7 protein-coding genes are annotated in these 15,302 nt (G+C 56.9%); 5 read left to right on the top strand and 2 right to left on the bottom strand.

Translation table 11 applies throughout. The features are described from left to right. The first annotated feature begins 25 nt into the window (after positions 1 to 25). From DQG13_RS05335 to DQG13_RS05325, 3 genes are all read left to right on the top strand, one after another. Entirely contained in the window at positions 26 to 1,621 is a 1,596-nt protein-coding gene (locus DQG13_RS05335; RefSeq protein WP_397333930.1) for an extracellular solute-binding protein, read from the top strand. A gap of 107 nt (positions 1,622 to 1,728) precedes the next feature. Then, complete coding sequence (locus DQG13_RS05330; protein ID WP_181592589.1) at positions 1,729 to 7,146, top strand: S-layer homology domain-containing protein; 5,418 nt, start codon at positions 1,729 to 1,731, stop codon at positions 7,144 to 7,146. A 326-nt stretch (positions 7,147 to 7,472) separates the two neighbouring features. After that, positions 7,473 to 8,405 (top strand): manganese-dependent inorganic pyrophosphatase, encoded by a 933-nt coding sequence (locus DQG13_RS05325; protein ID WP_113018708.1) that lies wholly within the window; start codon positions 7,473 to 7,475, stop codon positions 8,403 to 8,405. 186 nt (positions 8,406 to 8,591) lie between these two features. Here the strand turns inward: DQG13_RS05325 and DQG13_RS05320 are convergent, their stop codons facing one another. Continuing rightward, entirely contained in the window at positions 8,592 to 9,662 is a 1,071-nt protein-coding gene (locus DQG13_RS05320; protein ID WP_113018707.1) for a hypothetical protein, read from the bottom strand. A 253-nt stretch (positions 9,663 to 9,915) separates the two neighbouring features. Beyond that, positions 9,916 to 11,064 (bottom strand): GntR family transcriptional regulator, encoded by a 1,149-nt coding sequence (locus tag DQG13_RS05315; protein WP_181592588.1) that lies wholly within the window; start codon positions 11,062 to 11,064, stop codon positions 9,916 to 9,918. Between the two features lie 194 nt (positions 11,065 to 11,258). Between DQG13_RS05315 and DQG13_RS05310 the strand changes: the two genes are divergently transcribed. Together DQG13_RS05310 and DQG13_RS05305 are read left to right on the top strand one after the other, a co-directional pair. After that, entirely contained in the window at positions 11,259 to 14,435 is a 3,177-nt protein-coding gene (locus DQG13_RS05310; RefSeq protein WP_113018827.1) for an alpha-mannosidase, read from the top strand. 177 nt (positions 14,436 to 14,612) lie between these two features. Beyond that, positions 14,613 to 15,296: a MarR family transcriptional regulator gene (locus tag DQG13_RS05305; protein WP_113018705.1), complete on the top strand. Its 684-nt coding sequence runs from the start codon at positions 14,613 to 14,615 to the stop codon at positions 15,294 to 15,296. Positions 15,297 to 15,302 lie beyond the last annotated feature (6 nt).

Here is a 15,302-nt window from a genome sequence, read left to right as displayed (position 1 = left end):
ATCATACGATAAGGGGATGAATCGATTGAAAAAAACAGCGAAAACAGCTGTATCCGCAATGGCAGTATGCCTGGGAATTTCTCTTCTGGCAGGCTGCGGCGGCAATTCGGAGGAGCAGGGCGTTTCGGCGGCTCCTTCGCCGGGCGGAGCCAGCGCGGCGCCGGCCAGCACAGGACCGAAGAAGGAGATCAGCGTTTCGATATTTGACCGCGGCGCAGTATCTGCGGAGGAAGGCAGCTATGAAAGCAACCGCTGGACCAAGTGGATAAACGAGAATGCGCCGGCTACAGTGAAGTGGGTTCCCGTTCCCCGCAACGAGGCCCAAACCAAGCTGAACACGCTGATTGCCTCCGGCAGCGCTCCCGACCTGATCTGGGAGTTCGACCGGAACTACATTGCCCAGTTGGCCAATCAGGGAGCCATCCAGCCCATCGACTCGTACATCGAAAAATACAGCACCTCCTACAAGAAGTATCTGCAGGAGCATCCGGAGCTGAAGCCGTACCTGACCTTTGATGGCAAAATGTATGCGGTCACCAGCGCCCGGGATGTAGGCTCCATTGCTAATCACGGCATGTGGATCAGGCAGGATTGGCTGGACAAGCTGGGGCTGAAGATGCCGACCACCCAGGAGGAGTTCCTGGAGGTGGCCAGGAAATTCAAGAGCGGCGATCCCGACGGCAACGGCAAGGCGGATACCGTTCCCATCGCCTTCCACGGAAATTCCATGTCGATCCTTCGGGCCGTATTCGGAACCCAGGAGAATCAGTGGTATGTGGAAAATGACAAGCTGCAATTCGGCAGAATCTCCGACCGCTACCGGGACTCCTTGGCTTTCCAGAAGCAGCTTTTTGATGAAGGGCTGATTGACAAGGAGTACATTACGGATAAAAGCTTCCAGCGCTCCCAGCAGTTTATTACCACCGGGCAAGCCGGCATCTATCTGGCTTCCTGGAACATCGAAAGTGCGTACCGGGATCTGAAGAAGAATGTGCCGGACGCCAAGCTGGTGCCCATGGAGCCGTTCTCCACCAAGTATGGCAAATACGGGCTGTATCAGGAAGCTCCGGCCAATATCCTCACGGCCTTTAATGCAAACATGAAGGAGAGCCAGATTGAAGCCGCCGTCAAGTTCCTGGACTGGATGCTGGATACAGGCTGGAAGCCTCTGCGCAATGGCGTGGAAAATGTGCATGTGAAGTATGTAAATGAGGTTCCCAAGGTCATCGATGCCGACAAGCTGAAAAAAGAAGTGAGTTATGCCAACGAATACGCTGTGGTCAGCCAGTATACGATCAAGCCGGAATTTTACCCGATTATGGCTGCCGATGACGCCCTGTCCCAGGAATATGCCAAGCTGAGGAGCCAATCCCTGGAAACTGCGCTGAAAAACAAGTTCCGCCGGGATATCGCTTACAGCCCCAGCATGACCGAATATACCCAACTGCTGGCTACCTTTGCGCCCATTGCCCAGCAGATTGAAGCCAAGATTATTACCGGCAGCACTACGCCGGATGGAGGAATGGAGGAGCTTCGCAAGGAATGGAAGCGCCTGGGCGGAGAAAATGTGGAGAAGATCGTCAATGAATGGTACCAGAAAAACAAGGATCAGTTGAAATAGCAGAAGGCGTAGGGAACCGGGATGACACATACAGTCTGTTCATTCCGGTTCTTCTGCTGAAATGTGTGTAAAACGCTTTCAAATTATCTGGAACGGAGTGAATGAAGATGCGCTTTGCCCGAACCTCGCTGGGCTCCTGCCTGCTGGCTTTGATTATGCTGTTTATGGCAGCCATGCCGGCTTTTGCCGCGCCGCTCAACCGCCTTACGACACCGCCGCCGGGAGCGCAGACCAATACCCCCGCGGAGAATATATTCAAAATTCCAGGGTATTCCAAGTCCTTTGCCCTGCTGGATACCCAAACGGTATCCGGCAGTGTCTACCATTTTGTCATTAGCGTGGATAGCTTCGGAACTAGGGCCTATGATCCCGACAAGACGATCCGGTTCAATCCGGAGGACCCTAACAATATTGCCTATTGGCTTAATCATGATCTCATCGACCCGGCCTCCTCAGCGCCTCAGAAGCTGGATCAGCGGCTGGTGGCCCATATTGATATGAATCATGTGTGGGCCACAGAGGCGGGAGTGAAAGCAAGCGATGCCCCCAGCGATTATACAACTGTCGTCGGAGTGGCGCTGATGTCGCAGACGGAATATGTCCAATACGCCCCGAAATTCGGCGTTCAGGACAGCATGGGCGCTTATCCGGAGGGCTGGTGGCTGCGCACCTCCCGGGGTCTGGGGGTTGCCGATCCGCTTATTATGCGGGTTGAGACCCATGCCGACCGTGTGGGAACTACCGCCAGCCTCACTTCCAACTATGATAAGCCCCAGGTGCGGCCTGTCTTTTATCTGCAGGACAGCTTCTTTCGCAGCGTCAAGCTGGATGTGGCCAACACCGGCGAACAGGTGAAAACATGGATTCGCGAGCACTATACGCAAGACGAGCTTAAAGGCGTCGGCTACACCGATGCGGAGTTGGGGCAGTTGGGATTTGCCGTGCCCGCGCTGGCGGAGGTGAAATTTACCGCCCAGTCCGTACATGAGCCGGGGAGCGTGTCCTATGCCGTATACCTGGCGAATAATACCTTCGAGCCCGCTGTCTTTACGGTGGAGCATCGCCTGTCCGGCGCTGCCGTAGATTCAGTCAGTGTGCAGTACACGGTTCCCGCCCGTACCTCCGTCACAGAGAATATTCCTCTCGGCACCATGAAAAACGGTCAAAGCTACCTTCATGTGGAGGTGAAGGAAGGGCAGCGGGAGCTGGCTGTGTTTGATTCCGGCGTGATCAATGTGATGCCTGTCTACCAGCAGCAATTCGGTGACCATTATTCCGCCTTCGGCATGGCCACCCATTACGGACTGTCAGGCAGAACAGATGCACGGGACACGGTGCTTCTTGACAAGCAGGGCATCCAATGGATTCGGGATGAGCTGAATTGGCACAAGATCGAAAAGGTCAAGGGGGTTATGGATTTTAGCGTTACTGATCCATGGGTCAACAATGTCATCGACAGCGGCATAAACATCATCGGTGTTCTGTGCTATGGCAATCCGCTGTACAGCGGCCAGTCGGACAATAAATACGCCCCCCGCACACCGGAGGAAGTGGATGCGTATGTCCGGTATGCCCGCGAGACGGCCAGACATTACAAAGGAAAAATCAATACCTTTGAAATCTGGAACGAACCGAATATCGGCATGTGGAAGCCGGATTCCAATGTAACGGATTATGCAAGGCTGGTCAAAGCGGCGGCCATGGCCATCCGTCAGGAGAATCCCGATGCTGTGATTTTGGCGGGAAGCGTGGCTACCCAGAATGCGGCGGCTTACCTCACCGGTATGTTTAACGAAGGAGTGTACAGCTATATAGACGGTGTTTCCTTCCATCCATATATTTATCCCACTGATCCGGATGTCCGGTATGAAAGCAATATGAAGGGATTTATGGACATTACGAAGCAGTTCGGCGGCTGGAAGGATCAGTATATTACTGAAATCGGCTGGCCCACCTCCACCGATGCCAGAGGGGTGGCAGAGGAGCTTCAGGCGCGGTATCTGGTGAAGCAGTATCTGATGGGGACCGCCGGAGGCGTGCTCCAAAGCTTTATTTATGATTTCCGCAATGACGGCACGGATAGAGCCTATACCGAGGATAACTTCGGCATTGTCTCCGAGCTGATGGTTCCCAAACCCGCCTACGCGGCTGTCGGACAGCTAAGCCGTACACTGGCGGCGGGGAATTATGTGGCGGAGGTGAACATGGGGCAGGGGGTCAGAGCCTTCCTGTGGAACACCGGCCAGGGATATGTTATGCCCGCATGGACCAGTGACGGAACCCGGAAGGAGCTTGGTTTTGGCGGCCAAACCGTTTCGGTGGCGGATATGATGGGCAATCCGGTGGAGCCTGCCGCCGGCTCCCAGGACAAGGCGGCGATCAGCCCGGACCCGGCATACATCAGCGGCTTCAGCGAGGAATGGGTGGCCGGCAAGCTCCATGAGGCGGTAGCGGCGGGTTATCAGAAATGGCTGACAGCCTGGAATAGCCAACTCCAGACGGACGGGCAGCAAGTGCTTGCCGGAGTCAACGCCATGCGGAATCAGGAGCTGGCTGCAGGAACGGCCAGACCGAGCTATGTCGAAGCGCTGACCCGGCTCCAGGATCACTACGCCTTAGGTGAGGGGATAATCGAACTGGCCAATAGCGGGAAGCTGGAGCAAACTCAGGCTATGGCTATGCTGTATGAATGGCATCAGGCGGGCAAAGCCCTGGAGAATTTTATTATGTCCGCTCCCGATCTGCCGACGACGTCGGTGGTTCTGTCCTCCACAGCAAAAATTCAGGAGGCGGTTTCCCTTATCGACGGCAAGCTGGCCGCCATCTCGGGCGGCACCATGCAGTTCTCGCAGGAAGTGCTTCGCCATGCCTCCCGCTGGAATGCCCGGGCTGGTGAATATCTGGCGGCAGGCAGAATCGGCTATGCCCGGAGCTGGGATGCGGCCTCTGCCGAGTTGGCCGGGTGGGCAAAGCTTCTGGCGTCCACGGAGCCGGCGGAGCCCGATAATCTGCTGCTGGCCTCCTACCCCACCGTCTTTTCGGTGTTTGAAGGAGGCACAAGCATTCTGACGGCTGTGGCCCGGAATGAAAGAAGCCAGGAGTTTACAGGAACCCTTCAGCTTCTGCATGGGGCTACAGTGATCGGAGAAGCGCCGGCGGTGATTGCTTCCGGCGGCAGGATGGAGGCCCAATTTGCGGTGGATGCCTCCAGGCCTGAGCTGCAGCCCATGGGAACGCTGGAGCTGGTGCTGCTGGATGAGATGGGGCAGGCGCTGACAAGGCAGCCGGTAGCGGTGCGTGTGGCCAGCAAGGTGGAAGTAAGCCTGCCGCCGGTTACGGATACGGCTGCTGATGTGAAAACAGTAAAGCTGACCCTCAAAAATCTGTTTGCCGCTCCTCTCAGCGGCACGGTGGAGCTTGTGCCGCCCCAAGGCTGGGACATGGAGCGGAGCCAGCCGTATTCCCTGGAAGTGGGGGAAAGCGGAGAGCTGATCTTTGCCGTAAATGCGGCCAAGGATATTCCTTTCCATGAGTATTCTGTCGGCTATCAGGTTAAGGACGATCAGGGGATGGTGTTGAAGGAGGGCAAGCTGCCCTTGCAGTTCCCGCTGATGGTTAAGGCCGATGCTCCTCTGGAACCGGTCAAGTTTGACGGCGGGCTGGAGTCATGGAAGAAGGCTTATCCGGTTTATCTGAATCCGCCTGCCGATCCCGCCTCCGAGGCGGCATGGAAGGCCAGCAATGCTGCCGCCAAGGTCTATACGCAATGGGACGAAGAGGCGCTGTACGTGCTTGCCCGGGTGTATGACGACTATCTGTTTAACAATAAATTGGGAGCGAATATCTGGGATGGCGACAACGTGCAGATCAGTGTGGATACGCTGAACGACAACGGGACCAAGTACAGCGGAGATGACTATGAGTATGGCTTTGCCTTGTCGGGAGACCGCCATCAGGTCTATTCCTGGCAGGCAGCCGTCGATTACGGCAAAACCTACGGCTCCAAGCAGGAGGAATGGGTCCGGATCATCCGCGATGAGGAGGCCAAGCTCAGCACCTACATGATTCGTATCCCCGCCGAAGAGCTGGTACCGCTGGTGCTGGAGGAAGGCAAAATATTCGGCTTTAATGTCGCCATTAATGACGCGGACATTCTAAACCGCGAACGCTTCTACGAGTTCACTCCCGGTACTGCGGGCGGCAAGAATCCCTCCGCCTATGCGGACTGGAGGCTGGCAGGCCAGCAGGAGCTGCCGGTAGAGCCGGAGAACCCGGATAATCCGGATAACCCAGGGAACCCGGATAACCCAGGGAACCCGGACAATCCGAGTAACCCGGTTGACATTCCCGGCGGGTCCAGCGCATCTGGAGGGTCCGGCGGCCCAACTGTCGGGAATGACACGGCGCTGGAGGTAAAATCCGCCGATCTGACCAAGGTGGATGCCAATACGGTGAGCTTGCATCCGGCTCCGGCAACCAAACGTCTGCTGTTGCGGAGCGAGGTGCTGGAAAGCCTTGCAGGCAAGGAGCTGCGGCTGGAGGTGGGCGGCGCGCTGCTTACGGTGCCCGGCGAGACGTGGAAGCAATTGATCCGCGAAGCCGGTGCTGGCGGCGCCGTGGAACTGGCTTTGTTGGCCGACGCCGGGGCGGCTGGGGACAGCTTGGAAGCGCCTGTTTTGGCTGGCGCTCCGGGAGGACAATTGAAGCTGGCAAACGTTCCTGTGAAGCTGGACATCCGCATTGCGGATGCTGCCAAGGCAGGAACCGGAAGTATGCCCGGCGAACTGGGAAAACCGTGGCAGATAGCTCTGAAGGCCGAAGGAGCGTCGGCCGATGCGGATACCTATGGGGTTTACCGGTTGAATGAAAGCTCCGGCCAATGGGAATATATCGGCGGAGCAGGGAGCCTGTCCGGCGGCCAAGTCACCGCTTCCGTGGAGAAGCCGGGAATCTATGCCGTTATGTCCTTCGTCAGGACGTACCGGGATGTGCCGCAGGATCATTGGGCTGCCGGGGCGATTCGGGCGCTGTCCGCCCGGCATATTGCAGAGGGAACGGACAGCGGGGCATTTTCCGCGGACCGTCCTGTGACCCGGGCCGACTTTGCCGTACTGCTTGCTCGCGGGTTGGAGCTGCCTTCCTCTCTGCAGCAGCCTTTTGCGGATGTGCCGCAGGGCGCTTATTATGCCGATGGTGTGGCAGCCGCTTTCCAGGCGGGTATTATCGAAGGCCGCGATGAGCAGACCTTTGCTCCTCTGGACCAGGTGACCCGCGAGGAGATGGCGGCCATGCTGATGCGGGCTATCAGCTATGCCGCAGCAGGGCAGGAAGCCGCCGAGGAGGACGTCCTCCGTCCGGCCGTCATCACCGACGCTGCGCTAATCTCCGACTGGGCGAAGCCATTGGTGGAGGCCGCTGTGCAGGCCGGATGGCTGGAGGGTTATGAGGACTCCAGCTTCCGCCCCGGCCAGCCTATGACCCGGGCCGAAGGAGCGATGCTGGTCTGGAGACTGCTCAACAGATAAAGCAAAGCGGCACGGAACGCGCTGAATGATCGGAAGCAGACATTGGTGGACCGTCCAAAGAGAGGCGGTCCTCTTTGTCTTTGGGTACAGCCGCCCGCCGCCAGATGTTTGACCCGGCCCTAAAGGATGCCGGCAGGCGCAGCAGGCATTTATTCCGGCAATGCCGCTTATTTTTTCGGACAAGCTCTGTAAAGGCATTGGAATAAGAAGAATTTGCCGTTATAATAAAGAAAGCTTCCGTACAGGAGCATCCCGGAGTGCTTAGATCCAAGTGCCGCAAACGGCTGCTCTCACGGGAAATTTTCGGATAAGAAGAGGTCATGCACATGGAGAAAACATTAATTTTCGGCCATAAGAACCCGGATACGGACACCATCTGCTCTGCGCTGGTATATGCCGATCTGAAGACGAAGCTGGGCCAAAATGTGGAAGCGGTACGTTTGGGCGAAGTCAGCGGCGAAACCCGCTATGCCCTGGACTATTTCAAGGTAGAAGCGCCGCGGCTGGTGGAATCCGTTGCCGCCGAGGCCAAAACCGTTATTCTGGTGGACCACAATGAGCGCCAGCAAAGCGCTCCTGACATCGATCAAGTCCGCGTGACGGAGGTTATCGACCATCACCGCATTTCCAATTTTGAAACCAGCGGCCCCCTGTATTACCGGGCGGAGCCGGTCGGCTGCACCTCCACCATCATCAACAAGCTGTATAAGGAAAACGGCGTGGCCGTATCCAAGGAAATGGCCGGCCTGATGCTGTCTGCCATCATTTCGGATTCTCTTCTTTTTAAATCCCCCACCTGCACCGAGCAGGATGTAGCCGCCGCCAAGGAATTGGCCGCCATTGCCGGAGTCAATGCCGACGAGTACGGTCTGGCTATGCTGAAGGCCGGAGCGGATCTTTCCGAGAAGACCATCGCCCAACTGATCTCCCTGGATGCCAAGGAGTTCTCCATGAACGGCCGCAAGGTGGAGATTGCCCAGGTCAATGCAGTGGACGTGAACGACGTGCTGTCCCGCCAAGCCGATCTGGAAGGCGCCCTGAATGCCATCATCGCCGAGAAGGGGCTTGACCTGTTCCTGTTCGTGGTAACGGACATTCTGAACAGCGATTCCGTAGGCGTTGCTTTGGGTAAGGAAGCCCAAGCGGTAGAACAAGCCTATAATGTGAAGCTGGACGGCAACAAGGCCCTGCTTAAAGGTGTGGTCTCCCGCAAATCCCAGATCGTGCCTGTGCTGACCGATCTGTTCAACAAGGCGTAAGAGGGGTTGCGGTAACGGAAGCCACATGCCGGTGCCGGAGCGCTCCCGTTCAAACTTCAGAATTCCATCACGTATATTGTTGAAAAGACAAAACCCGCCGAGGACTGCCGCCAAGCAGACCGCCGGCGGTTTTTTTGTCTGGGGAGAGCCGTGAAGGCAATGTGCCGGGCTGCTGGTGGAGGCTGCTTAAATTTCCATACACCCGATGCGAAGACAGTTGTTTTCGTCAGCGCAGGTGAAGGTTACTTTCCGGCTGTCCGGGCTGAAGGATGGATGAGGATGCCCCGGGTGGTTGGGCCAGCGCTTCACGGTGCACAGCACTTCGGCCTTGCCTGTTGCCACTTCCGTCAGCACGATATGGCTGCTGGTTCCTCCGTCCGCCTCCGTATCGGATACGGTCCATTTGCCATCCGGGCTGGAACAGACATGCCAATGGCGGTAATCCCCGTTCACATGAATAAACTCGGTTCCCTGCCGGGTGACATAGCAGATGCCGGCCGGAGCCAGAGGGCTGCTGCTGTACTTGACAAAATAGAGCCGCTCCCCATCCCACGACCAGGCCTCGTGGCCTATATATTCTCCCAATTGCCCATCGGGCATGGAGCGCTGCCGGTAAGGGTTGGCTGCGCCGGAGTTGGTTTCCCGGCCGTGCTGACGAATATCCCACAGCCAGATCCGGTCGGGAATAAACTGGGTCGTCCCCTCATGGGCAAAGAAGATCAGATTGTCCTCCACCGGGTTGATCATGGCGTGGTTGGCCATGCTGTAAGGCTTGGCGAAGCCGGGAGTCAGGGTTTCCAGCAACCGCCCTGTTGCCGCCTCCAGCCGTCCAATGCTCCAGTCCTCCCCTGATTTCCAGAAGACCCCCAGCATCCGGCCGTCATTGGTCACGGACAGGGGCCCGAAGAATTCCTTATCTGGCGATGCATATACCTGAAAGTCGTCAACCTTGGCCGGATCGTATCCCCGAATGCCGCCGTCCTTCAGGTAATACAGGATATTGCCAAATGAAACGGCGCCTCCACCCCACCGGACGTCTTCCGGCAACGGTTCGGTCCGGCCCGTCTGCAGGTCGTACAGGACATAGTCTCCGCGGGTTCCTTTGGGGTCCACATTGACAGTGGCCACCAGGCGTTGGCTGTCGTTGAGCCAGCTCATAGCTGTGAAATAATTGTGGGTGGTATTGCTTCCAGATCTGCCGATGGATAGATAGGCTCTTCCGGTTACTGCATCAGTAACGGAATATTGCTCAAGCATGGTGATTCGCTCCCTTTCTTTGGTTTCTCCTCCGAACTCCTTTATTATATCTGCGCCGCAGCCGCCGGCCTACAGTCCATTGCGGCATAAGGTTACTTCTTTTGAGGAGGAGGAGGTCTCCTTTTTTGTGGGAGGTTTCAATTTTTATTATCGGACGGTTGTCAGGCGCCGCAGCGGGAAAATAGGTGCCGGAGCCTGCCGGAAGATATTGGATTTCAGCTTTTGCGCAGCGCATACATGGAGCAATCCCCCATCAGCCTTCCGCCTTGGGCGGCGCCGTGGAATTGCGCTCCACCAGTGTGGTGGGCAGCATAATTTTCCGCCTTTCCGATTCGGGATTGCGGATCAACTCCAGCAGAAGCCGCGCCGCTTCCCGGCCCATCTGGCGGAAGGGCTGGACAATGACGGTGGGAGGGACGCGGAAAAGATCGGCGTTGAAATAATCATCGAAAATAACCAGGGACAGGTCCTCGGGAATGCGGATGCCCAACTGTTCCGCGGCGGCCATAATTCTGCTGCCGTGGGCGCTGTCGAATACGATTAAAGCGGTGATTCCGTTCCTGTTGAGCAAAAATGTGCGGATAGCCTCCGGCGACAGCTCGTGCAGGCGGGCGGAGTGGTCAACGGGAATATGGTGGTCCGCCAACGCTTGCTCATACCCGTAGAGCCGGTCCTCCAGGGAGGTTGTGCCCAATACGGGAGAAGTGACGCAGCCGATTCTCCGGTGGCCCTGACGGATTAGATGGACGGTCCCGGAGTAGGCGCCGTCCCGGTTGTCCGAGCAGACGCAGTTGGTTTCCACTCCCCGCAGATAACGGTCCAGCACCACAACAGGATAATGCCTCATGGCCAGACGAAGCACTTCTTCATTGTATGATTCGCCATGGGCCGGGAACAAAATAATTCCCTTGGCCCCGCTTTCCGAGGCGCTCCGCAGCATCTCCAGCTCCCGGTCGCCGGAGTCTCTGGCATTCATAAACAATAGGCGAAAGCCTGCCTCCCAGGCGGCTTCTTCTATGCCGTCCAGCAGCTCGACGATCATCGTATTGAGAGAATATTGAATGATAAGAGCGATAGTGGGCGGGGCAGAAGCCGGATACATCGCCGGAGCGGGAGAGAGGGCCGTATAAGCCGCAGGCGTCTCGCGGACAAAAGCGGCCGTTGCCCCGGCGGCTTCCTCCGCAACGAAGGTGCCCCGGCCCTGAATGCGGTAGACCAGTTCCTCCTTGACCAGTTCGGCCAATGCCTGCTTAACGGTAATTCTGCTTCCCCCAAACTGGGCGGACAGCTCATTCTCGGACGGCAGACGGTCTCCCGGCTTCCACCGGCCGGAGAGGATCTCCTTCCGCAGATAGTCTCTGATCTGTTGATAAATCGGCTTTCTTGCAGGGGGCAGGCTCATGGTCATCCTCGTTTCGTTTTCGTTTAAATATATATACAACTATACAAGTTGCTTGGACAAAAGTAAAGGGGAACTTTTTTCTTTACTAAAAGGGGGAATGCGTGTATATTGAAAATACAAGTTGAATATTTAATATACAACTATACAAGTTAGGCGGAGGCAATATGCCGGAAGCCGCGGGAGGAAGGGTATCCATGGCATTCGCTAAAAGAACGGAGCGTTTTCTGCGTTCATTGGATAGTCATAAATGGCTTGACCAGGTAGAGTTGGCAGAGTGGAGCTGCCGCCGGGCCATTTATCTGGAGGAGGGAAGCTATGAATATATGGAGGGAGTGGAAACCGTCTCTCCTGGCCAGCTTGTGAGCAAACCCGGGGAAACATTGTTTCTGGAGAAGACTGCCGCCGTTCCCGCCTCCTGGAGGGGAGGGAAGATCGGGCTGGTGTTCAAGGCCGGAGGGGAGGGTCTGCTTTCCCTGGGCGGTGTTCCGTATCATGGATTGGATGGAAACAGAAGCTTTATTCCGCTGCCGGCTGAGCTTGCGTCGGGAGAGGAGCTGTCCTTGCACATTGAGCTGTACAATGTGCCGCCCCATCCCGAGGACCCTCTGAACGGGCAGCTGGACAAGATAACGAGAGCGGTTGCTTTTCAGGAGGCCCGCTATGTTCTGGTAAATACTGAAGCGGAGCGTTTGGCCGGCACGGTAAAAGTCATATGGGAAGCGGCCAGGCGTTTGCCGGAGAAGGATCTGCGGCGCATTGAGCTGGAGCGCGCCCTGTCCGGGCTGATGATCCGGCTGGAGGGGGCTGGGCTGGAGACGGTGCTGCGGTCCGGCAGGACGGAATTGGCTGACGCCGAAGCCTGTCTCATGGAAGCGGTGTCCGCTTATGCCCCGGCAGCCCGAAGCGGAGTTATGCATATGGTGGGGCAATCCCATATCGACGTGGCCTGGCTCTGGCCATTGAAGGAGACAGTGCGCAAGACCAGCCGCACCTTCTCCACCGTCTGCGCCCTGATGGATGAGTATCCTGATTTTCAGTATTCCCAGAGCCAGCCGCTGTTGTATGCCTTCGTCAAGAAGCATTATCCGGAGCTGTACGCCAAAATAAAGGAAAGAATTGCCGAAGGCCGCTGGGAGCTGGTGGGCGGCATGTGGGTGGAGCCGGATCTGAACATGCCGTCGGGAGAGTCCCTGGTGCGGCAATTGCTTTACGGCAGAGCCTTCTACGAAGAGGAATTCGGCTTTGCCCCCAGGGTGGAATGGCTCCCCGATACCTTCGGTTACTGCGCTTCTTTGCCCCAATTGCTGAAGAAGGCCGGAGTCGACTATTTTATGACCTCCAAGATGAATTGGAATGATACCAATCCTTTTCCATACGATCTGTTCTATTGGAAAGGAATAGACGGCACGCCGGTGCTCTCCTTTTTAAATCATGGCCTGAATGAAAATACCCTGCCCCAGGATGTGGCCGAGCATTGGGACAGCTTCCGCCAGAAGAAATCCCATCCCGAGCAGATGTTGCTGTACGGCCACGGAGACGGGGGAGGAGGCGTGACCCGGGAGATGATTGAAACGGTAGCCCGCTCAAAGCGGCTTCCCGATCTGCCCTCAAGCCAATTCAGCACCGCTCTGGCATTTTTCCAGGGAGTGGAGGAGGCTTTCCCCGCATTGCCGCAATGGACGGGAGACATGTACCTGGAGCTGCATAGGGGAACCTATACCACCCATGCCCGGAACAAACGCTGGAACCGCAAGGCGGAGGTTCTGTACCGGGAGGCTGAAATCTGGAATGCCCTGTCCGCCTGGACAGGGGCGGCGCAGCTTCATGAAGCGTTCCAGGTCCAGAAAGAGCAGCTGGGAGACGGCTGGAAGCTGCTTTTGCTGAACCAATTCCACGATATTATTCCCGGCACCTCCATTCACGAGGTATATCCCAAGTCCGAGGAGCATTACGGGAAGGTTTTCAGCATCGGTGAAAAAGCCTTGCAGACTGGCCTTGAACGCTTGGTGGGACAGATTGCCACTGACGGCGGAGAAGGCCGCCCGGTTGTCTTCTTCAACAGCTTGCCCTGGGAACGGCGGGATTCCGCAGTGCTGAAGGGCGGACCGGAGTTGAAGGGAATAGCCGTATACGATGGAGAAGGAGGACGGCTGGAAGCCGATTGCGTTCCCGGAGAGGACGGGGGAGTTGAGCTGCATATTCACGGACTGGCTGTTCCCGGCCTGGGGTACAGGACAGTTTGGCTTCGTGAGCAAAGCGGAAGCGGTGAAGAATCCTGCTTGCCGGCCATAGAGCAAACCGGTCTTGCGGGAGGAAGCTGGGAAAACAGCCGCTATCGCATCGACTTCGATGCCGACGGATTCATCGCCGGATGGCTGGACAAGCGCAGCGGCAGAGAACTGCTTCATCCCGGAGAGAAGGCCAATCATCTGCAGCTTTTCCACGACCGTCCGACGGTATGGGATGCTTGGGATGTGGACCCCAACTTTGAGTCCCAGCCTGCGGAGGCTGCCGTGCTTCTTTCCTCGGAAGTGTACTTTAAGGGCAAAGGGCTGGATATTCTGCGGATGAAATGGCAGCTGAGCGATTCGCTGGTTATCCAGGATATGATGCTGTACGAAGCCAGCTCCCGGGTGGATTTTCGCACTACGGTGGAGTGGCGGGAGGCTCATAAGCTGCTGAAGGTGGCGTTTCCCGTGGATATTCTGTCCACCAAGGCTGCCTATGAGATTCCCTTCGGCAGCATCGAGCGGCCTACGCATACCAATACGAGCTGGGAGCAGGCGCAATTTGAGGTTTGCGGCCACCGCTGGGCGGATTTGTCCGAGGGCGGATACGGGATCAGCCTGCTGAATGACTGCAAGTACGGCTATGACATCAAAGGCCATGTTATGAGGCTTTCGCTGCTCCGTTCCCCCCGTTGGCCGGACCGTGAGGCGGATGTGGGCGTACATGCGTTTACGTATTCCTTCTATCCCCATGAAGGGGATTGGCGTACAGGGAATGTAGTTCGTGAGGGTTATCAGCTGAACCATCCTCACCAGGCTGTTTGGGGAACGGGAGGATCGGGAACGCTGCCCAGCCATGGCGGGTTCATCCAGGTGAACAGCCGGCACGCCGTTCTGGATACACTGAAAATAACAGAGGACGGCCAAGGGCTGCTGCTGCGTTTGTACGAGTCTTCCGGAGGCCGGGAAACGGTGGAGCTGTCCATGCAGCATGGCGGGGAGAATGGTTTTGGCCATGCTTTGGCAGAGGCGGATTTGAACGAAAAGACGGCGGGGAGAACCCTTCCCTTGACGGAGGGAAAAGCACGATTCCCCATCCGTCCTTATGAAGTGGCTACCTTCCGGCTAAATCAGGCGGAGTAGCCGCCAACAATCTAAATAGCCCCGGGTGGAGATCAGCAGCCGCTGCTTCAGGCCCGGGGTTATGTTTGTTTTCCGCAGCTTCAATATTTAATGAAAATCATGGATTGACAAAGAGGTGGGGTAAAAGTAAGCTAATAGTTAGGTATCGAACTAATCCTGGAGAAAGGAGGGCGACTCATGCAGCAGGCCGACCGCCTGTCAGAGCATTCCCGCCGCCAGCCGGAATCCGTATCGCAACACCAGCCGGAGTCCGTGCCGCAGCACCAGCCGGAATCCGTATCGCAGCACCAGCCGGAGTCCGCGCCGCAGTGCCAATCGGGCCCCGCATTGCCGGAGCCCCAGTCAGAGCCGGAGCAGATGTCGGACCTTCAGCGGGAGCAGTCTTCGGACCGTCCGCGGCCCAGGATATTTCCGTGGGATTCGGAGGAGCAGATCAGCTCGCTTCTGAAATTGACCTCCATGAGTATGCGCAAGCAGATTGAGAGAGCCCTGCGGCCGCTGGGCTTGACCCAGCAGCAAGGATTGACGCTGCGGATTCTTCTGCATCATCCGGGCTCTACCCATTCCGACCTTGAGCGGATTCTGCGGATTGAAAAACCCAGTGTGACCAATCTGATCAGCGTCATGGAAAGGCGGGGCTGGGTGGTCCGGAAGAAAGACGAGCAGGATGCGCGCTTCAAACAAATCCACCTCACCTCCGAGGGAGAAGAGCTGGCTGGACGTATCGACGCGACGGTGGAGCAAACCAAAAGCCGGATGATGAATGCCTTAAGCGACGAGGAAATTCTTCTGTTGAAAAGTCTTCTGAAGAAGCTCCGCAAGTCCTGGGAGGATGAGCCCAAGGAAGATTCAAGGCCGTAAAGCCGC

This window comes from Paenibacillus sp. YN15, from assembly GCF_003285005.1.
Lineage (GTDB): Bacteria > Bacillota > Bacilli > Paenibacillales > NBRC-103111 > Paenibacillus_AR.
This window is presented reverse-complemented; position numbering and strand designations above follow the sequence as displayed.